The 20,169-nt window shown below is 64.6% G+C and carries 21 protein-coding genes; 8 read left to right on the plus strand and 13 right to left on the minus strand.

Going from position 1 to position 20,169, the window contains the following annotated elements; genetic code table 11:
* The first annotated feature begins 106 nt into the window (after positions 1-106).
* From MUN85_RS08205 to MUN85_RS08230, 6 genes are all read left to right on the plus strand, one after another.
* Positions 107-1,099: a metal ABC transporter substrate-binding protein gene (locus MUN85_RS08205; protein ID WP_250506265.1), complete on the plus strand. Its 993-nt coding sequence runs from the start codon at positions 107-109 to the stop codon at positions 1,097-1,099.
* A complete protein-coding gene (locus tag MUN85_RS08210; protein WP_250506266.1) occupies positions 1,099-1,881 on the plus strand; it encodes a metal ABC transporter ATP-binding protein in 783 nt (260 codons plus the stop codon). The genes MUN85_RS08205 and MUN85_RS08210 overlap by 1 nt, the downstream gene beginning before the upstream one ends.
* 3 nt (positions 1,882-1,884) lie before the next feature.
* Positions 1,885-2,799 (plus strand): metal ABC transporter permease, encoded by a 915-nt coding sequence (locus MUN85_RS08215; RefSeq protein WP_250506267.1) that lies wholly within the window; start codon positions 1,885-1,887, stop codon positions 2,797-2,799.
* The gene (locus tag MUN85_RS08220; RefSeq protein WP_250506268.1) at positions 2,787-3,170 is read left to right on the plus strand and encodes a Fur family transcriptional regulator; all 384 of its coding nucleotides are present in this window, start codon (positions 2,787-2,789) and stop codon (positions 3,168-3,170) included. The genes MUN85_RS08215 and MUN85_RS08220 overlap by 13 nt, the downstream gene beginning before the upstream one ends.
* A 14-nt stretch (positions 3,171-3,184) precedes the next feature.
* A complete protein-coding gene (locus MUN85_RS08225) occupies positions 3,185-3,685 on the plus strand; it encodes an SNARE-associated domain-containing protein (RefSeq protein ID WP_250506269.1) in 501 nt (166 codons plus the stop codon).
* A gap of 109 nt (positions 3,686-3,794) precedes the next feature.
* Positions 3,795-5,402 (plus strand): HNH endonuclease, encoded by a 1,608-nt coding sequence (locus MUN85_RS08230; protein WP_250506270.1) that lies wholly within the window; start codon positions 3,795-3,797, stop codon positions 5,400-5,402.
* Here MUN85_RS08230 and MUN85_RS08235 read toward each other — a convergent pair.
* From MUN85_RS08235 to hrcA, 11 genes are all read right to left on the minus strand, one after another.
* Positions 5,399-6,175 (minus strand): isoprenyl transferase, encoded by a 777-nt coding sequence (locus MUN85_RS08235; RefSeq protein WP_250506271.1) that lies wholly within the window; start codon positions 6,173-6,175, stop codon positions 5,399-5,401. The genes MUN85_RS08230 and MUN85_RS08235 overlap by 4 nt on opposite strands.
* Positions 6,176-6,919: a DNA repair protein RecO gene (recO, locus tag MUN85_RS08240; RefSeq protein ID WP_250506272.1), complete on the minus strand. Its 744-nt coding sequence runs from the start codon at positions 6,917-6,919 to the stop codon at positions 6,176-6,178.
* Between the two features lie 12 nt (positions 6,920-6,931).
* Positions 6,932-8,698, minus strand: a complete 1,767-nt coding sequence (gene leuA / locus MUN85_RS08245) for a 2-isopropylmalate synthase (protein WP_431603552.1) — start codon at positions 8,696-8,698, stop codon at positions 6,932-6,934.
* Positions 8,699-8,873: 175 nt separating this feature from the next.
* On the minus strand, positions 8,874-10,430 hold the full coding sequence (locus tag MUN85_RS08250; RefSeq protein WP_250506273.1) for an alpha/beta hydrolase family protein: 1,557 nt from the start codon (positions 10,428-10,430) through the stop codon (positions 8,874-8,876).
* A complete protein-coding gene (era, locus tag MUN85_RS08255) occupies positions 10,396-11,364 on the minus strand; it encodes a GTPase Era (protein ID WP_250506274.1) in 969 nt (322 codons plus the stop codon). The genes MUN85_RS08250 and era overlap by 35 nt, the downstream gene beginning before the upstream one ends.
* A complete protein-coding gene (locus tag MUN85_RS08260) occupies positions 11,361-12,644 on the minus strand; it encodes a hemolysin family protein (protein WP_250506275.1) in 1,284 nt (427 codons plus the stop codon). The genes era and MUN85_RS08260 overlap by 4 nt, the downstream gene beginning before the upstream one ends.
* On the minus strand, positions 12,641-13,093 hold the full coding sequence (gene ybeY, locus MUN85_RS08265) for an rRNA maturation RNase YbeY (protein WP_092561255.1): 453 nt from the start codon (positions 13,091-13,093) through the stop codon (positions 12,641-12,643). The genes MUN85_RS08260 and ybeY overlap by 4 nt, the downstream gene beginning before the upstream one ends.
* A complete protein-coding gene (locus MUN85_RS08270; RefSeq protein ID WP_348647969.1) occupies positions 13,090-14,091 on the minus strand; it encodes a PhoH family protein in 1,002 nt (333 codons plus the stop codon). Before MUN85_RS08270 ends, ybeY begins: the two co-directional genes overlap by 4 nt.
* Before the next feature lie 8 nt (positions 14,092-14,099).
* Positions 14,100-14,858 (minus strand): 16S rRNA (uracil(1498)-N(3))-methyltransferase, encoded by a 759-nt coding sequence (locus tag MUN85_RS08275; protein WP_250506277.1) that lies wholly within the window; start codon positions 14,856-14,858, stop codon positions 14,100-14,102.
* Complete coding sequence (gene dnaJ / locus MUN85_RS08280) at positions 14,855-15,973, minus strand: molecular chaperone DnaJ (protein ID WP_250506278.1); 1,119 nt, start codon at positions 15,971-15,973, stop codon at positions 14,855-14,857. Before dnaJ ends, MUN85_RS08275 begins: the two co-directional genes overlap by 4 nt.
* Complete coding sequence (hrcA, locus tag MUN85_RS08285; RefSeq protein WP_092561247.1) at positions 15,970-16,998, minus strand: heat-inducible transcriptional repressor HrcA; 1,029 nt, start codon at positions 16,996-16,998, stop codon at positions 15,970-15,972. The genes dnaJ and hrcA overlap by 4 nt, the downstream gene beginning before the upstream one ends.
* A 127-nt stretch (positions 16,999-17,125) precedes the next feature.
* Between hrcA and MUN85_RS08290 the strand changes: the two genes are divergently transcribed.
* Both MUN85_RS08290 and MUN85_RS08295 read left to right on the plus strand, forming a co-directional pair.
* Positions 17,126-17,992 (plus strand): DUF3097 family protein, encoded by an 867-nt coding sequence (locus MUN85_RS08290; RefSeq protein ID WP_250506321.1) that lies wholly within the window; start codon positions 17,126-17,128, stop codon positions 17,990-17,992.
* A gap of 34 nt (positions 17,993-18,026) precedes the next feature.
* Entirely contained in the window at positions 18,027-18,254 is a 228-nt protein-coding gene (locus MUN85_RS08295; RefSeq protein WP_250506279.1) for a hypothetical protein, read from the plus strand.
* Here the strand turns inward: MUN85_RS08295 and hemW are convergent.
* Together hemW and trmB are read right to left on the minus strand one after the other, a co-directional pair.
* Entirely contained in the window at positions 18,251-19,462 is a 1,212-nt protein-coding gene (gene hemW / locus MUN85_RS08300; protein WP_431603553.1) for a radical SAM family heme chaperone HemW, read from the minus strand. The two genes, MUN85_RS08295 and hemW, sit on opposite strands and share 4 nt — an antisense overlap.
* Complete coding sequence (trmB, locus tag MUN85_RS08305; protein ID WP_250506281.1) at positions 19,459-20,166, minus strand: tRNA (guanosine(46)-N7)-methyltransferase TrmB; 708 nt, start codon at positions 20,164-20,166, stop codon at positions 19,459-19,461. Before trmB ends, hemW begins: the two co-directional genes overlap by 4 nt.
* Positions 20,167-20,169 lie beyond the last annotated feature (3 nt).

Raw genomic sequence — 20,169 nt, forward strand, 5'->3', positions numbered from 1 at the left:
TAGGGTACCGACATTCACCCCGAAACCGGCAACCACCCCGCGCAGGTGAGCAAGGACATGGGAGCCGGACTTGACTCTCACCCCATCCACGATGAGAATCATTATCATGCGAAAGTTAGTTGCCATGTTCTCCCTTGCTGCCCTCGCGCTGGCGGGCTGCTCTTCCGGTGGCTCGAGCGATACCCCGAAAGCCGCTGGCAAGCCGCAGGTCCTTGCATCCTTCTACCCGCTGCAGTATCTGACGGAGCAGATCGGCAAGGACCATATTGACGTCTCCTCGCTGACCCCGAAGGGGGCAGAGCCCCACGACCTCGAACTCGCTCCCGCGCAGGTTTCCACCATCGGCAAGGCCGACGCCGTCATTTACCTCTCCGGTTTCCAGCCCTCGGTCGACAAGGCGATCACCGAGGTGAAGCCGGACCACGCCTATGACGCCGCCAAGGACGCCAACCTCGTCGCGGCCGACCACGACCACGGCGACCACGACCACGGTGACGACCACGACCACGGTGACGACCACGACCACGGTGACGACCACGACCACGGTGACGACCACGACCACGGCGACGAGCACGCCCATGGAAACCTCGACCCGCACTTCTGGCTCGACCCTGCCCGCATGGCCGACGTCGCACCGAAAATTGCCGCGACGTTGAGCGCGATTGACCCGGACAACGCCGCCGACTACGAAGCGAACGCGAAAACCGTCGCCGAGAGCCTGCGCGAGCTGAAGGACTCCATCTCCCAGGGCCTAAAGACGTGCGAGAAGGACACGATCGTCGTCGCGCACGAGGCCTATGGCTACCTCGTTTCGGACGCGCACATTCAGCAGGTCGGCCTCTCCGGGATCGACCCGGAATCGGAGCCGTCCCCCGCAACCCTCGCGGCCATCAAGAAGATCATGGCTGAGAAGCACGTCACCACGGTCTTTACCGAGAGCCTCATCAATCCGAAGGCAGCCGAGACGTTCGCGAAGGAAACCGGCGCGAAAACCGCCGTCCTTGACCCGCTTGAGAACCAGGCCGATGACTCCAAGGACTACGTCGCCGTCATGAAGGAAAACCTGGAGGCGCTGCGCTCTGCCCTAGAGTGTAAGTAATGCGTGATCCTGCCCCAGTACTTTTTTTCGACGACCTGAGCGTCGCCTACGGTCCCGCCACGATCCTGCACGACGTCACCGCCACGGTGACGCGTGGGGAGGTCGTGGCGGTCCTTGGCGCTAACGGGTCCGGAAAGTCGACCCTCATGAAAGCCGCCCTCGGCCTCGCGCCGGTGACACGCGGCGAGATCTACCTCTTTGGCGAGCCCATTTCGCAGCCCGCCAAGGTTCCCTTCGACCGTATCGGCTACGTCCCGCAGCGCGCTGCCGCCATTGGTGAAACCCCGACGACGGCGCTGGAAGTCGTCATGTCGGGACTGATCGGCAACTGGCGATTGCGCCCGCGCCGCGGCGCGAAAGCCACGGCAATGGAGGCCCTGACAAAGGTCAACCTCGCCGACCGCGCTAACGATCCGATCCGCGTGTTTTCCGGCGGCCAGATTCAGCGCACCCTGATTGCACGTGCCCTCGTTCGCCGCCCCGAGCTGATCGTGCTCGACGAACCCCTGGCCGGCATCGACCGCCACTCTCAAGAGCTGCTGCTCAACGCGCTGCATGAGCTTCACGACGAGGGCACGACGATCATCGTCGTTCTGCATGAGCTCGGGCCCTTCGAGGGCTTCCTTGACCGCTCGATCGTGCTCGCCCAGGGATCCATCGCGCATGACGGCGCTCCGCCCGAGCCGCATGGTCATCACGCCCATCCCGACCACGTCCACCAGCACCACCCGCACGGCGATAACGCTCCCCCAGCGCTCGCCCCCGATCTTTCCTGGGGCTAGATCATGAGCGCCATCCTGTCTGACATGCTCTCCTCGCCCCTCATGGTGCGCGGCCTCCTTGCCGCGCTCCTCGTCGGGATTTCTGCCCCCATCATCGGCACCTACCTCGTGCAACGTCGCCTCGCGCTGCTGGGCGACGGCATCGGGCACGTCGCGCTGACCGGCGTCGCCCTCGGCTGGCTCGCGGCCGCCTGGGCTGGCGCCGCCAATCAGGACCAGTGGGCGATTCCCGGCGCGGTCGCGGCCTCCATCGTCGGCTCGGTCATGATCGAGGTCGTCCGATCGCGCGGCCGCACCTCCGGCGACGTCGCTCTCGCGCTGCTGTTTTATGGCGGAATCGCCGGCGGCGTCCTGCTCATCTCCATGGCGGGCGGCACCTCCGCGAATCTCACGGCCTATCTCTTCGGCTCCATCGCGACGGTGACGAGCGCCGACCTCACCTGGACCGTCATCCTCGCCGCTCTCATCATCGCCGTGGGACTGGGCCTTCGCCCGGCACTCTTTTCGCTGTCCTACGACGAGGACTTCGCGCGCGCGACCGGCCTGCCCGTGCGCTTCCTTAATATCCTGATTGCCATCGTCGCGGCCCTGACCGTCTCCGTGGCGATGCGGGTCGTCGGTGTTTTATTGGTCTCAGCCATCATGATTGTTCCGGTCGCCATCGCCCAGCTGGTGTGCCGTTCGTTCGCGGGCACCATGCATGTCGCGATGGCTATCGGTGCCACCGTCGCCGTTGCTGGCTTGACGATCACCTACATCAAGCCCTACAGCGCAGGTGCCACAATCGTCGTACTCGCGATCGCGATTTACGGGGTAGTCTCGATGGTGCGGCCCCTGTTCCATCGGGTGGAACCGCACCACAAGCACGAAGATGACGCGGACTCGGAATTCGGAGGACAGGAGACATGCAACGCATGACCCGGCAGCGGATTGCCGTGACGTCGCTCCTGGAGAGCCTCGACGACTTCCGCTCAGCACAACAGTTGCATGACGACCTCAAAGAGCGCGGCGATGCGGTCGGCCTCGCAACGGTCTATCGCACCCTGCAGTCACTCGCGGATTCGGGCATCGTCGACGTGCTGCGGATCGAAGACGAGAACGTCTACCGCATGTGTAAGCGGACCGGGCACCACCACCATCTCGTCTGCCGCAATTGCGGCACGACGGAGGAGCTTGCCGGGCTGGAGGTTGAGGACTGGGCGAAGAAGATCGCTCGGGAGCATGGTTTCGTCGAGGTCGATCACACCCTTGAGCTGTTTGGCCTGTGCGCGAACTGCGCAGCTGAATAAGGTCGATCGTTTCCGTGCCTGAGCTGATAAAGGATGGGCCAATCTGGCTCGTCGTCGCATTCCTCTTCGTCGTCGTCTTTTGTCGCGCCCAAGGCACCTATTGGTTGGCGCGCGCGGTTGCCGCAGGCGCCATGCGCTCCCACAGCGAACGTCCTCTCATCGCCAAGATCGCCGCATGGTTTACGGGGCCCGGACCAGAACGTGGCAAGCGCGCACTGGAGCGCTGGGGACTAGTCATTATCCCCGTCTCGTTTCTCACCGTGGGCTTCCAAACCGCCGTCAACGCTGCGGCCGGACTCGTGCGCATGCGATGGCGCCGTTACACGCTCGCCATGCTGCCCGGTTGCCTCATGTGGGCACTGCTCTACGGCCTCGGGCTCCTCGCGGTGTGGGTCGCCGCCATCAATGCCGTGGCCGGATCGTGGTGGACGCTAGCGGCGTTGCTCGTTATCTTTGCCCTGGCCATGATCGTCTCCCGGCTACTGCGCTCCCGTAAGAACTCAGTCGAGCTGTAGCGCTGCTTTTGCCCGCAATCACGCGACTTTAGTTCGCTGAGAGCGAACGGCACCCGAGAATCCGCCGCATTCGAACAAGCGTGTCAGTGGTCGATGATGTGATGACGTTATGGCAGACAACAGCGAATCAGAGCCGCAGTCGGGACATTCCGCCCCGCAAGCGGTCGCGGTGCTCGATGAGCAACTCGGAGCCGCATGTGCGAGCGCTTACCGAGTAGCGTTTTCTGCCCTGTCCCCCGCCATCGAATTGGCGACGAGTTTTCCCTACGTCCACACGAGCACTCCCACGAACCTGCAGTGTCTCAACGAGTGCATCAAGGTTTCGAATCGGGCCGATGCCCAGATCGTGCGGCACATCTTTCAGGTCTTCGAAAAGCCCACCTTCGTTCACAAGGATCGCTTTGGCGTCGTCGATGCCACGCCCGAGGTCATCGCAGCGGAAACGGGCATGTCGACATACAAGGTCCGCCAGTTGCGCGACGTGGGCTCCATCTTGCAGACTCTGCCGCTATGCTCCGATCAGTTCGATCAGGGTTTGGTCTCCCTGTCAGTTATCCGAGCCGTCACCTCGAAACTCAGTAACTCCGCTGCCCAGGTCTGCCTTGCGGTCGACGCCGCCCTCGCGCCCCGCTTGGCGACGCTTTCTCCCAACGCCGCTGCGAAGGAAGTGTCCGACCTCCTGATCGAGATTGCGCCCGACGAAGAGGACAAGGCTCACGTTCGGGCTTCGGCAAAGCGCTGCGTCTCCCGGCCGGTGAAAACAGCTAACGGGATGGCGAAGTTCTGGATCAATATGCCTGCCGAACAGGCACTCGCATTGGACTCAGTCCTAAACGAGCTCGCGCACAGCGCGATCCGTAACGGAGACTGCCGGACGTATCCCCAGCTGCGCGCTGATCTCCTCGCAGAGATCATGGTCAAGGTCATGTCGGAAGGATTCGCGACCGAGACCACCTGCGGTGAGCCCTTTGTCATCCCGCCGATGAAGATCTCTGTCACGATCCCCTTCGAGGTGCTCGCACGTGCCAATCCCGATTGGGATCCGCACCCGAATTCAGCTGATGGCGTCCTGGGCGACGACGTGAGCATGGACGAAGGCGAGATTAAGGTCCTGGACGATCTTGAGCACGTCATCCTTGGGCCTGTGACGATCAACGACGCGGTGTATGGACCAGGGGCGAGCGTCCCACAGTATCCCGCACCGGCTCCCATCGCGCGCGAGGACGCTGAGGCGTCCGCTTCGCCCTGCGGTCGCATCGAAAGCGCGTGGCTCGAAGGCTACGGCGCTATCCCGCCCGCGTTGGCAATCCTGCTCTCCGCCGGCGGAACGTGGCAGCGTATCGTGACCGACACCCTCACCGGTCAACCACTTGATATCGGCCGCGAGCGGTACCGCCCGCCGGCCGCAATTGAAACCGCAGTCAAGCGGCGGGACCGCTTTTGCCAGGGCCCGCGCTGCGGCCGTCCGACGGGTCGATTCGAAATGGACCACGTCATCGAGTGGCAAGACGGCGGAGACACCTCGGTGCGCAATCTCATGCTGCTCTGCCACCGTTGTCACAGCTTGAAGACCCGCAAACTCGCCAGACTTGTCACGGTGTATTCCGATGGAACCCGCGTGTGGCAGATCGGTTCAGCCCGTTCTGTGGAATCTCCGCGGCGCCCATTCCGCCGACGATATAGCCCTCCAGATGACGAAGATCCGCCACCGTTCTAGGTGGAAATGGCGTCAATTGCCGCACCGTAGCGGCGATCCCGGCGGGCATAGATCTCTACTGCTCGCCACAGTGACCGGCGGTCCACCTTTGGCCATGGTTCGTCCAGAAAGACCATCTCGGCATACTGCGATTGCCAGGTCAAAAAGTTCGACGTCCGCTGCTCTCCCCCGGTTCGCATGAACATGTCAACCGGGGGAAGCTCCGGCACGTAGAGGTACTTTTCGATGGTCTTCTCGGAAATTCCCTTTGGCTGGATTCGACCAGCAGCCACATCGGCCGCAATGGCTCGGACGGCATCGGTAATCTCTGATTGGCCACCGTAGTTCACGCACATCGTGAGGGTACATACGTCGTTGTTCTCGGTCAGTTCCTCGGCCGTAATCAGCTCATCGATAACCGATTTCCATAACCGAGGCCGCCGCCCCGCCCAACGAACCCGGACCCCCCAGGAATTCATCGTGTCGCGTCGGCGGCGCAGGACGTCGCGGTTAAAACCCATGAGGAACCGAACCTCGGCCGGTGAGCGCTTCCAGTTCTCAGTTGAGAACGCGTAGGCGGAGATATGGGTAATGCCGATCTCGATAGCTCCCGCCACAACATCGAGCAGTGCGGCTTCACCTGCCTTGTGCCCTTCGGTACGTGGCAGGCCTCGGGCATTTGCCCACCGGCCGTTTCCATCCATCACAATCGCCACATGCTTCGGGACGAGTTCGGTAGGAACCCTCGGTGGCTGAGCGCCACTGGGGTGCGGCGGAGGAGCAACAGGAGCCATTTAGGAACCTTCCGGAAAGTGGCGAATCAGGGACAGTGAACGCAGCCGTCGCTCCATATTCCACTGGACGAACGCTGCCACGAGACCCGAGGCTTCGCCCCGAACCCGCGCTGAGCTATCTTCTGCTTCCTGCCAATCGCCGGACAGCAGCGAGCCTAGAAGCTCCATCGCTTTGGGATCCGGAGAGGCAGAACCGGGCGGTCGACAGGTATCGCACACAGCGCCACCGGCGCCGACGTGGAAGGAGCGATGCGGTCCCGAGGCGCCACAGACCGCGCAATCAAAGAACGACGGCGCCCAGCCAGCAACGGCAAAAGCGCGCAGGAGGTAGGAATCCATCACCAGCTGCCCGCTGATCCTGCCGGTCGCTAATGCGTGAAGCGCACCAAGCAGGAGGAGGAACTGCTGGGGGCCCGCCTCCACGTCGTCATCGGTGAGTTTCAGGGCAGTTTCAGCCATGACGGCCGCCCGGGTGTACTTGTCGAAGTCCCGGGCAAGCGCATCAGAATATGGATGGATCGACTCAACCTGCGTCACCGTATCGAGGTTGCGCCCACGGTAGAGCTGCACATCGATGTGGTTGAACGGCTCAAGGCGCCCGCCGAACCGAGAAGAGGTCCGGCGGACGCCTTTGGCTACGGCCCGGCTCTGGCCGTGATGCCGGGTCAGGAGCGTGAGGATGCGATCGGCTTCACCCAGCTTGTGGGTGCGTAGCACGATGGCTTCGTCACGATAGGTCTTCACCTCGCCATTGTCTCAGGACGCGTCTCGCACTGCCCGGTTGACAGCCGAGATAATGGCCTTAAAGGAGGCAGTCGTGATCGACGGATCGATCCCCACGCCCCACAGCACCTGACCATCGACCTCGGCCTCGATGTAGGCGGCCGCCGTCGCGTCGCCGCCCGTCGAGAGGGCATGCTCTGCGAAGTCCAGCACGTGAATGTCGATCTCGAGCTGGCCGAGCGCCTTCACAAAGGCGTCGATCGGACCGTTACCGGTCGCGGCCAGGACCCGATCCTCGCCGTGATCGGTGAGGTTGACCGTCAGCGTGGCGTGCTCGCCGTCGTCCGCGGTCGTCACCGTCGTGCCGCGCAGGGAGAACCGACCCCATGGCTTCAGGCCCTCCGCCGTACTGGCGGGCAGGTACTCGTCGGCGAAGATCTGCCACAGCGATTCCGCGGTGATCTCGCCGCCACCGACTTCGGAGTGGCGCTGAACAATCTGGCTGAGCTCGATCTGCAGGCGGCGCGGCAGTTCGAGGTGGCGCGTCGAGCTCATGAGGTATGCGACCCCGCCCTTGCCGGACTGCGAGTTAACGCGGACGATCGCCTCGTAGTTGCGGCCGAGGTCGTGCGGATCGACCGGCAAGTACGGCACGTCCCAGGCCACGGCGTTCTCATCGCCGCCGGCGGCGGCAACATCGGCTTCCCTGCGGACCATGCCCTTGGCAATCGCGTCCTGATGCGAACCGGAAAATGCGGTGTAGACGAGGTCGCCGCCGTAGGGGTGGCGCGGATGAACGTCCATCCGAGTGCACTGTTCTACGACGCGGCGGACGTGATCGACGTCAGAAAAATCGACCTGTGGGTCAACGCCTTGCGTCATGAGGTTCATGCCCAGAGTGAGCAAATCGACGTTTCCGGTCCGCTCCCCCTGCCCGAACAGGCAGCCCTCGACTCGATCGGCGCCCGCCATGACGGCAAGTTCGGCCGACGCGACTGCCGTGCCGCGATCATTGTGCGGGTGGACCGACAGAGCGATGTACTGCCGCCGCGACAGGTTCCGGCTCATGTACTCGATCTGATCGGCGTAGACATTCGGGGTGCAGCGCTCGACCGTCGCGGGCAGGTTGAGGATGATCTCGCGCTCGGCGCTCGGCTGCCAGACGTCCATGACGGCTTCGCACACCTCGAGCGCAAAATCGAGTTCCGTATCGACGAAGATCTCCGGGGAGTACTGGTAGCCGAAGACCGTGTCGTCGTCGAAGATCTTTTCCGCGTACGCAAGGACCTCGCGCGTGCCCGAGACGGCCAGTTCCTTGGTGGCGTCACGGTCGGCGCGGAAGACGACGTCGCGGAAGACGGGGGCCGTGGCGTTGTACAGGTGGACGTTCGCGCGTGGCGCCCCGACGAGCGCGTCGATGGTGCGGTGGATGAGGTCCTCGCGCGACTGCGTGAGCGCCGAGATGACGACGTCACCCGGGATCGCCTCATCCTCGATCAGCTGGCGAACGAAATCGAAGTCCGTTTGGGATGCCGCCGGAAAGCCGATCTCGATCTCCTTGTAGCCCATCGCGATTAGGAGGTCGAACAAGGCTCGTTTGCGGGCGGGGTCCATCGGTTCGATGAGGGCCTGGTTACCGTCGCGCAGGTCGGTAGACAGCCAGCGCGGGGCGCGAGTGATTCGGCGCGTGGGCCACGTCCGATCCGGCAGGTCGACGGGATTGACATCGAGGAAGGGCCGATACTTCGCGACGGGCATCGCGGAGGGTGTCTGATAGGTGGTGCGTCCGGCGGTTTTCATCTGTCCTAAGCTTTCCGTGCCGTGGGGTGGGTCGGAAGCAGCACTTGTCGCCGCGCTGGAAGGCCGACCCTATGACAGGCTTTCAGCGCGGCTACGAAGGAGCAGGATCGCTAACCGCATACGGGGATCTTAGCCCGCAGGCTCACGTTGGCGTCAATCGTCCCACCTGGTGACCTTAAATCGGCATGAGGCCTGCGAAGATTCCCCAGTAGGCGCCGGAGATGAGCATTGCGAGGGCGCCGCCGAGCAGGCCCAGCAGGGTGATCGACAGCCACAGCGGCAGGGCGACGGGCGCCCGGTGGGTTTGGCCCAGGGCACGCCCGGCGAGGACCAGGACGAGGACGGCGAAGATCGCCGCGAGCCGGGTGATCACCCAGCCGCCGTCCACGGCGAGGGCGTTCGTTCGGTAGTTCAGCGCGAGGTTAGCGACGTTGGCGATGTAGGCGGCATACAGCACCCACGCGCCCGCGGCGGCAAGGGCTGCGGCGCACGAGAGGCGCAGCAGCGTCGCGGTACCGGCACGGGAGATTGCCTCGTCCCCGCTGCGGCGTCGAGGTAGCAGGTAGGCCACCCCGCCGAACAGTGGCCCGGCCAGCGCGAGCGCGGGACCGAGCAGGACGCCGTAGAGCATCATGTCGCCGCTGGCATACCATCGCGGCTGCGGGGGTGGTTCGGCCAAGAATCGTTGCACCGGCTGGGCGCCGGCGATGCGAGGACTCGCCGCGGCGGTCTCTGGGAGGCCGTCGATCCAGCGCGCTAGATCCCGCAGGAACTCGGGCACAAGCTGGGTATTGACTTTGATTCCGTGGTCCGCGCCGTCGTAGTAGCGCACCGTGTATTTCGAGTTTCCGGCGCGCGCAATATCGCTGATCACCTGTTCGGCGCCTTGGATGACCGGCATCGAGGTGTCGCCCGTGCCGTAGGCCATGAAGACAGGGGCGGTAATGTGGCGCTGATAGGGCCGGACGTCGAAATCGGCGTAGTTGAGGATGCCGCCGGGAAACTGTGCGCCAAGCCCGCGCGGGATGACGTTTAAGAGCGCTTGCGGAACCTGGGTGTTACGCAGGTAGTTATCGGTGGCGTAGACGGCCTGCTCCCGGGGCGGAACGACGGGGGCCGAGACGAGAATGAGGAACGCGGTTTCCGGGTTTCGGCCCGCGATGATGGAGGCGATATAGGCGCCTTCGGACTCGCCATAGACGCCCACCTGTGCGTCGTCGACCTCGGGCAGGGCCCGCAGGTAATCGGTGGAGGCGTGGTAGTCCGTCGCCATGGCGAAATAGTCGCGCTCGGCGGTGGTGTAGGTGTCCATCCGCTTATCCGGCACCATCGCGACGATTCCGGCTGACGCCAGGGCGCGCGCATGCGGCTCGAAATGCAGGTGCGTAGCGGAGCCGGCACCGTGCAAGAACACGAGACCTGGGCGCGTTCCCGGCGCGCCCTTGGGGCGATAGATCGAGGCTTTGACGCTGACGTCGGGCGCGAGTCTCACGTCGACGATCTCGCGTTCGACCTCATACGTTCCGGGCGGCGGCGTGAGCGCGGGCGAGCCGATCGTCGTGTCGGCGGTTTGGACGGTGATTGAGGCGGATAGCGGCGTCGGCGACCAGCCCGGACCGGAGAAGTTGCCGAGCAGCGTCAAACCGAAGACGGCTACCAGCCACAGCGTGACGCTCCCCCAGTTGGCTGGTAGCCGCCTAGAAGCCGAGTCGTCCGAGGAGCTTTGGGTCACGCTGCCAATCCTTTGCAACTTTCACGTGCACGTCGAGGTAGATCTTCTCCCCCAGCAGGGCCTCGATCTGGCTGCGTGCCCGGGAACCTACTTCGCGCAGGCGCGAGCCGCCACGGCCGATGACGATCGCCTTTTGGGACTCGCGCTCGACATACATGGTGACGTACACGTGCAGCAGATCGCCACCGTTTTTTGCTGGCAGGCGCCGCGTTTCCTCGACGAGGACCGCCAGCGAGTGCGGCAGTTCCTCGCGCACGCCCTCGAGGGCTGCTTCGCGCACGAACTCGGCGATCAGGACGTTTTCGGGCTCGTCGGTGATATTGCCCGAGGGATAGAGCGGCGGGCTCTTCGGCAGGTAGGACACGAGCACGTCGGTGAGCGTATCGACCTGATGGCCGGCGACGGCCGAGACCGGGACGAGGTCGGCAAAATCGGCAAGCTGGGAGGCTTCGATCAGCGCCCGCGCGGTGCGTTCCTTGCCGGCAAGGTCCGTCTTCGTGATGGCGGCGACGAGCGGAGTCTTCGTGGCGGCCGCCTCGGAGACGATGAAGCGGTCACCCGGCCCGATCTCATCGGTTGCGGGCAGGCAGACGACGATCACGTCGACCTGGGTGAGGGTTTCGCGGACGACGTCGTTCAGGCGCTTGCCGAGCAGCGTGCGCGGGCGGTGGAAGCCCGGGGTATCGACGAGCACGAGCTGGGCGTCGTCGCGATGGACGATGCCGCGGATGGTGTGGCGCGTGGTTTGCGGGCGCAGCGAGGTGATGGCGATTTTCTGCCCGACCATCGCGTTTGTCAGGGTCGATTTGCCGACGTTGGGCCGGCCCACCATGCAGGCGAATCCCGCTCGGAAGTCCTCGGGGTATTCGGCGATGAGGTGGGCGGGGGTGACGTCTTCGCCCGCCATGAGTTCGTCGTCGCTTGGAAAGTTCATTCGTCCTTCTCTTCGTCTTCACTCATCCTACGTGCGAGCACCGTCTCGATCTGCCGGCGGCGGCCGCCGGCACGTTCCGCGACAAGCTCCAGGCCTTGGACCCGGGCGATTGCGCCCTCGATCGGCACGCGGCCGAGCGCCTTGGTCAGCAGGCCGCCGACCGTATCGACGTCGTCATCGTCGACGGGTAGATCAAAGATCTCGCCGAGCTCGTCCACGGGTAGCCGGGCCGGCACGCGCCAGGTGCCATCGGCGAGCTCCTCGACCTCGGGTTCGGCGTGATCGTGCTCGTCGGTCATGTCGCCTACGAGTTCCTCCAGAAGGTCCTCCAGGGTGACCAGGCCCGCAATGAGGCCGTATTCGTCGATGACGATAGCCATGTGGAAGCTGCGGGTTTGCATCTGTTCGAGCAGCTCATCGACCAGCAGTGTCTCGGGGACGAATTCGGCGTTGCGTGCGATGTGTTCGACGGGGATGGCGCCCTGGGATTCGTCGTTGCGCGGGTTTTCGCGGCGGCGCAGCGCGTCCTTGAGGTAGAGGATGCCGCGGATGTCTTCGATGTCGTCGCCGATGACGGGGATGCGGGAGTAGCCAGAGCGGACAAACAGCCGCATGGCCGACTCGAGCGTGGCATCGGCGTCGATCGTCACCATTTCCGTGCGGGGCACCATGACTTCGCGGGTGATGGTCCGCCCGAGCTCGAAGACCGAGTGGAGCATTTCGCGCTCGTCGTCTTCCAGGTGCTCGGACTCCGAGACGAGGTCGACCATGTCGCGCATTTCTTCGGCGGTGTCGGCCGTTTGCTCGCGCGTCGTGCGGCCCGGTGCGAACCGGGAGCTCAGCACCCAAATCGGGCGGCCGAGGGTGGCGAGCGCGAGCAGGATCGGGGCGAGCGCGTGCGTCGTATCCGCCGGGTGGCGCCGGCCGAGGCGGCGCGGGGAGGCACCCGTGATGACGAGAAGCAACAGCGCGGAGATTCCGACGGCGGCACCGAAGGCGAGCCACCAGGTGGTCACCGTCGTAGCGAGTACCAGCGTGATGGCGACGGCGGCCGTCATCTCCGCCATGACGCGCACAAAGCCGGTGCCAAGGATCGCGCTGTGGCGCTCATCGATCAGGCGTTGCACGGCGGCCGCGCGCGGCTTGCCCTCGCTTGCGAGTTCGGCTGCGTGGGCGCGGGTGACGCGCGTGAGCGCGGTTTCGCCGGCGGTCAGGACCGCGCCGATGATGAGGGCGAAGAGCGCGAGGAAGATCAGGGCGAGGTCGGGAACGCCGTTCATCGGCCCGCGAGGAAGGTCAGCAGCAGTTTACGCTGCAGGTCGAACATGACCTTTTCGTCGGCCGGCTCGGCGTGATCGAAGCCGAGCAGGTGCAGCAGGCCGTGGATCGTCAGCAGGAGCATTTCCTCGGCGCTGGAATGGCCGGCATCGCGCGCCTGTTTCGCCGCAACCGAAGGGCAGATGACAATATCGCCGAGGCAACCCTCGGACAGGTGCTCGGCGTCCTTGCCGGGACGCAGCTCGTCCATCGGGAAGCTCATGACGTCCGTCGGGCCGGGCAGATCGAGCCACTTTTCGTGTAGCTCGGCCATTTCGTCTTCCTCGACGAAGCGGATGAAGACCTCCGCCTGCGGATGCACGTGCATCTCGTCGAGGACGAAACGCGTGACTGCCGCGAATTCCGTCAGTTCGATTGCCGCGCCCGTCTCGTTAGCTACGTCGACGCTCATGAGCGCCTCCTCCCCTGGTTTGATGCTGCCGGCCGTGTCGCGTCCCACCGCTCGTAGGCGTCGATGATGTCGGTGACGAGCCGGTGGCGGACGACGTCGGCGGACGTGAGATAACAAAAGGCGACGTCGTCGATGCCGGTCAGGATTTCTTGCACGACGCGCAGGCCGGAAGCGGTGCCGCGTGGCAGGTCAACCTGCGAGGTATCGCCGGTGACGACGACGGTGGAGTTAAAGCCCAGGCGCGTTAAGAACATCTTCATCTGCTGGGGCGAGGTGTTTTGGGCCTCGTCGAGAATGATGAAGGCATCGTTCAGCGTGCGCCCGCGCATGTAGGCCAGGGGCGCGACCTCGATCGTGCCGGCGGCCATAAGGCTCGGGATGGATTCGGGGTCCACCATGTCATGCAGGGCGTCGTATAGGGGGCGTAGGTACGGATCGATCTTGTCCGTCAGCGAGCCGGGCAGGTAGCCGAGCGATTCGCCGGCTTCGACCGCGGGCCGCGTGAGGACGATGCGGTTGACCTGGCGCGTTTGCAGGGCGACGACGGCCTTGGCCATCGCGAGGTAGGTCTTGCCTGTGCCGGCGGGGCCGATGCCGAAGACGATCGTGTTGGAGTCGATCGCGTCGACGTAGGTTTTCTGCCCGAGCGTCTTGGGGCGGATCGTCTTGCCGCGGGTGGAGACGATGTCGTCGGTGAGGACTTCGCTCGGCCGGGCGGCGTGGGTGCGCACCATGGTGATGGCGCGGTCAACGGCGTCGGCGGTCAGCGGGGTGCCGGTACGCGCGACCTGGATGAGTTCTTCCAGCAGGTGCAGCGCAGTCGTGACCTCGCCACCGGGGCCGGCGAGCGTGAGGGTGCGGTCCCGCACCCCGAGGGTGAGGCGGGGGAACCCCTTCTCGATGCTGGAAAGGACTTCGTCGCGCATACCAAACAGGGCGACGGGGTCCAGATCGTGGGGAATGACGATGGAGTCAGTTCGAAAGTCGTTGGCGCTCATGTGTGCCTTCATCCTACGTGGTGCGCCCACCGACCCGCGCGGCTCGCAAGGTGCGCGATCGCGATGGGTCCGGCCGTTGACGAGCGCATCACGTGCGGACCAATGAGCGCCGCCTCGGCGCCAGCGGCGCTCAAGGCTGCAAGCTCTGCATCGTCGATCCCGCCCTCGGGCCCGATGATGACGGCGACCTGCCCGGTTGGCGGCAGCGCGATCTGCGCGATCGGCTGCGTGGCGCTTTCGTGGCCGACGATCCACGTGCCGCCGGCGGCGATGAGATCGGCGAGCGCTGAGCTCGTGACCATGGAGTGCACGCGCGGAACCCACGATCGCCGGGATTGCTTGGCGGCACCGGTGGCTATCGCCTGCCAGCGCTGTTGCCGTTCGATCGCTTTCTTGCCGTGCCACTGGACGATCGAACGGTTGGCCTGCCACGGGATGATGGCATCAACGCCGACCTCGCAGGCCATTTCGACGGCGGCCTCGTCGCGCCCCGACTTGGCGAGGGCTTGGACGAGGATAAGGCGCGGCTCGAGAGCAGGCTCCTCATGCACCTCGGCGATATCGATCGTGAGTTCGGAGGCCGACTTATCGGCGCTTGTCACCGTCCCGCAGACACGGAGCCCCTGCCCGTTGACGACGTGAACGATCTCGCCGGGACGTAGGCGTCGGACGGCGACGGCGTGGCGCGCTTCGGCGCCGCGCAGTGTGAGCGATGACCCGACGCTCGCAGCGATGAGGTCGGCGTCGAGAAAGACGGGTGCGGTCACAACCCGATCTTTTCCCGGAGCCTGCTAAAGACCGAGGAGGCGGGAGCAATCTTGGGCTCGACGCGCTCTTCGCCCCGCAGCTCGGCGAGCTCGGCCAAGAGTTCTTGTTGGCGATCGGTGAGGTTCGTCGGGACGGCCACATCGAGGTGGCACAGCAGGTCGCCGCGCCCCGCAGACCGCAGGTGAGTGACTCCGAGGCCGCGCAGGACCTCCACGTGGCCGGAAGGCGTGCCGGGCGCGATCGTAATGTCGCGTTCCCCGTCGAGGGTCTCAAGCGTGATGACGGTTCCGAGCGCAGCGGCCGTCATCGGGATGGTCAGCGTGCAGTGCAGGTCATCACCCTGCCGCGCAAAGACCGGGTGGGCGCGGACATGGGTTTCGATGTAGAGGTCGCCCGCTGGGCCACCCCCGGGGCCGACCTCGCCGCGACCCGTCATACGGATGCGCGTGCCGGAATCGACTCCGGCCGGGATGTCGACGGTAATCGTCGTGCGGGTGCGAACGCGGCCGTCGCCGGAACACTCGGTGCACGGGGTTTCGATGATGGTGCCATGGCCGCGGCATTCCGGGCAGGGCGCCGTCGTCATGACCTGGCCGAGGAAGGAACGTGCAACGCGCTGAACACTGCCGCGACCACCACAGGTTGAGCAGGTTACCGGCGAGGTTCCCGGCGCGCAGCACGTGCCCTGGCAGGTCGAACACACGACGGCGGTATCGACCTGGATGTCCTTGGAGGTGCCGAACACGGCATCGGCGAGCGTGATGTCGAGCCGAACGAGGGCATCTTGGCCGCGGCGGCCGCGCGGCACCGGGCCGTGGGCGCTGCCGCCGCCGGTTGCCGCCGAGAAGAAGGTGTCGAAAAAGTCGGAGAAGCCGCCGAACCCGCCGCCGGGCATCCCACCGCTGAACGCGCCTTCGCCGCCGAGGTCATACATTTGGCGCTTTTCCGCGTTGGAGAGCACATCGTAGGCGCGCTGGACTTCCTTAAACTCATCCTCGGAGCCGGGTCCTGCGACGTCGGGATGGAGCTTACGCGCAAGCTTGCGGTAGGCGCGCTTAATCTCTTCGGTGCTCGCCTGCTGCGAAACGCCGAGGATGTCGTAGTAATTTCTCACGAGTCGTCTTCTCCAGAAAGGATGCGGGATATGTAGCGGGCTACGGCGCGCACGATCGTCATCGTGGCGGGGTAATCCATCCGTGTCGGGCCCAAGATACCAAGGGCCGCGAGAGTCTCCGCGGGGGCGGAGTAGGTCGATGAAATGAGCGAGGTCTCTGCCAGCTGATCGTGGTGGGTCTCGGAGCCGATGCGTACGGTCACGGCCTCGTCTTCGGTCATCTCCGTCAGTAGTTTGAGGAGGACCACCTGTTCCTCGAGTGCCTCAAGCACCGGCCCGATGGAGCGCCTGAAGTCCGAGGGCGTGCGGGCCAGGTTCGCGGTGCCGGCCATCGCGACACGGTCAACTGATTCACTTTGCAGAATCTGCTTGAGCTCTTCGTGGATGGTTGCCAACAGGGGCTCAATCTCTTGCGGCACGAGGGCCGACAGCTCGCTAACCGGCTGATCGAGCTCGGGCAGGCGCTTGCCCACGACCGCCGCATTGAGGGCGGTCTTCAGCGCATGGAGTTCTTCGTCACTCAACTCCAGTGTGCAGCCAATCGTGCGCTGTTCGACACGGCCGGAGTCGGTGATGATGACGAGCAACAACAGTCGCGGCGACAACTGGACGAGTTCGAGGTGGCGCAGCGCGGTGCGGTGCAGCGAGGGGTATTGGACGACCGCGACCTGATGGGTCAGGGTCGCCAGGAGCCGCACGGAGCGGTCAATGATGTCTTCGAGGTCGACGGCGTCGCGCAGCAGGGTTTCAATCGCGCGACGTTCGGCGGCGGACAGCGGTTTGAGACCGGAGATCTGGTCGACGAAGGCACGGTAGCCGAGGTCCGTCGGGATTCTGCCGGCAGAGGTGTGCGGCTGGGTAATGAGGCCGGCATCTTCCAACGCTGCCATGTCATTTCGAATTGTCGCTGGGGAAACCCCTAGCTGATGACGCTCCACGAGAGCCCGAGAGCCCACCGGCTCCTTCGTGCTGACGTAGTCTTGCACGATTGCTTGTAGCACCTGGAGTCTGCGATCACTTGCCACGGCTGTCCTCCTTCCGCGCTGTCACTCGAGGGTATCGAGTGCCAAGTCTACCGCTGATGTCCGGTTTGCCTACCGTGGGGTGTGGTCACGTTCGTCACCCGCGAACTGTTCTAGCCTTGGGGGCGTGATGGATCGCTATGGGACCAATATTTTCGACTCGGACCCGCACGCCAGTCGGCGCCCTGCCTCGCGGCAGCACCAACTGAGCTTGGGCGATGTCCTTGAGGACGCCGAAACCGGCTGGGTGGGCGCGGCGATCAGAGTGGAAAAATCCGGCGGGGTGCACCTCGTGGACTTGGAGGATCGGCACGGCCGGATCCGGTCCTTTCCGCTAGGTCCCGGCTTCCTCATCGATGGCAGCCCTGTCATCGTTACACCGCCGAGCGCTCCGGCGGCTCCCGCAGCCCCTAGTCGAACGGCCTCCGGCTCCCGAGCTACCGGCCCGCGTGCCGCTCAAGTCGCACTGCCTTCCCGGATCTGGGTGGAGGGACGCCACGACGCCGATCTCATCCAGAAGGTGTGGGGCGAGGATCTCGCCTATGACGGGGTGGCCGTGGATCTCCTCGAAGGTGTGGATAACCTCGCGGCGATGCTCCGCGACTTTTCACCTGGCCCCGGCCGGCGGGTGGGTGTGCTCGTCGACCACTTCGTGGCCGGATCTAAAGAGACCCGCCTCGTGAATGACGCACTGGCCAAGCTGTCCGGACGCGAGCATGTCCTCGTGCTTGGCCACCCCTACGTGGATGTCTGGCAAGCCATCAAACCCGAACGCGTGGGTCTGACGTCGTGGCCGGAGATTCCACGGCATATCGATATCAAGGTCGGTACTCTGCAGGCACTAGGGCTCCCCCACGCCAACCAGGCGGATATCGCGCGCGGCTGGCGGGCTATCCTTGCGCGTGTTCGCACCTATGCCGATCTCGAGCCAAGTCTTATCGGCCGGATGGAAGAGCTCATCGACTTCGTCCTCGCAGATCGCTACGGGCAGGACTAACAGCTATGGACTATTCCGCAGATAACGCCGCCAATTGAGACGACCGCCGCTTACTGCGGCGCGCAATCACCAGTCGAGTCACTCAATCGGTGAGGTCATCACCGCGGTATGGGACGCCGGTTTGAGGCTTGATGCATTCGAGGAATCGCGGACCGCGGCGTGGCGGATCTGGCCCGATGCGATGGAGGAATGCGAGGACGGTTTCCGCCTCAAGCACGGAGGCGAGCCGTTGCAATTCCTCCTATCGGCACACCTGCCCTAGATCCCGAGCAGCGCATAGGTGACCCGGTCGGCTAGCAGCCGGCCCCGCAGTGTGAGAACAGCGCGCCCGTCGGCGGCCGCGGTGGCATCAATAAGTCCGTCGCCCACCAAGGTATCGATCTCAGCTCGTGCGTCCATCGGGATGGCTATTCCCTCACGCAACCGGATACCGAGCATGACGTGCTCCTCGTGGCGCGCCCGATCGGACAGTACCTCGCGGGCGTGTGCGGGCGAGACGCCGGTCGCGAGCAGCTGAGCGTAAGCGCGAGGATGCTTCACGTTCCACCACCGCACCCCGCCGATATGCGAGTGCGCTCCCGGTCCGAAACCCCACCAGTCGGAGTTACGCCAGTAATGGATGTTGTGTCGGCATTCGTGGCCGGGGCGTGCGAAGTTTGAGACTTCGTACCACGGGTATCCGGCAGCGGTGAGGAGCTCGTTGGCGATCTCGTACCGGTCGGCCTGTACGTCGGGGTCGACGTCAGGCAGCAGACCGCGCCGAACGTCGGCGCCCATCTTTGTTCCCTCCTCGATCCCAAGGGCGTAGGCCGAGATGTGGTCCGGCACGAGAGCAATAGCCGCCTGCAGCGACGTCCGCCACGAGTCATGTGACTCGCCGGGGGTGCCGTAGATCAGATCGAGGGAGCACGACAGGCCAGCGTTCTTGGCGGCAGCAATGGCCGTCGCGACATTGTCCGGATTGTGGGTTCTGTCGAGCACCGAAAGGACGCGCTCGTCGGCGGATTGCATGCCGATCGAGACCCGAGTGAACCCGGCGGCTGCGAGCTCAGCAGCATAGCTGTCGCTCAAGGTATCCGGGTTCGCTTCAGTCGTCACTTCCGCGCCTGGTACCAGCCCGAAACGCTGTTTCAGCGCATCAAGCATGGCTGCGAGATCTGCGGCAGGCAGCAAGGTCGGGGTGCCGCCGCCAAAGAACACGGTGTCGAGTTCTCGCTCTGGAAACTCGGCGAGCACGGCGCCCGCAAGCTCAATCTCGGTGGTGAGCGTATTGGCGTATTGGTCTCGGTCCGCGCCGGGGCCAAGCTCTCTGGCCGTATAGGTGTTGAAGTCGCAGTAGCCGCAGCGCACCGAGCAAAATGGCACGTGGACGTAGGCGGACCATGGACGCTCGGCGGCGCCGTGGCGGGCTGATTCGGGCAGCGCGCCGGATTCGGGTGCTGGCTCGCCGTCGGGAAAAGCCGGCACTATCGGGCCTTCCGGTAGGCAACCAGGTCGTAGGGGAAGCGTCCTTCGGCTTCAGCGCGGGCTTCGAACTTGGTGAGCGTTCGTCCCGCAAAGCGGCCCTGGTTATAGAGCTCGAAATCGGGGTGCGCCGACAGGACGTGAATCATGTGTGAGGCGTAGGCGCGCCAATCGGTCGCTAGTCGCCAGGCACCACCATCGACTAGCACCTGGGCGACGTCGGTCGCGAAAGTCTCCTTGACGAGTCGACGCTTGTGGTGGCGTGATTTCTGCCAAGGGTCCGGGAAGAACGTCCAGACCTCATCGATGCTGTTGGCGGCAAAAAGGTGAGTCAGTCCCTGCTCGGCGTCCGCCTGGATGAAGCGCAGATTGCTCACGCCGGCCTGGTTGGCCTTCACAAGCGCCTGGGCGATTCCGGGCCGCCAGACCTCAAAGCCGATGAAGTGAGTATCGGGGTTGAGCGCGGCCGCGTGAACGATCTGATCGCCCGTTCCGGTGCCGATTTCGATGATCGTGCGCTGTGCGGGGCCACCAAAGATCGCTGCCAGATCCAAGGTCTGATCTGGAGCGACGGTCGTAAAACCGTCGGCTCGTTCCACCTCGATCACACGATCGTCAGCGAACCTCTCCCACGCCGCGGCCTGGGATCGGGTCATGCGCTCACCGCGACGGACGAATGATGTCGTGCGGGCGTGATACCTGTTCGTCATTCT

It is taken from the genome of Bowdeniella massiliensis, assembly GCF_023634005.1.
Lineage (GTDB): Bacteria > Actinomycetota > Actinomycetes > Actinomycetales > Actinomycetaceae > Bowdeniella > Bowdeniella massiliensis.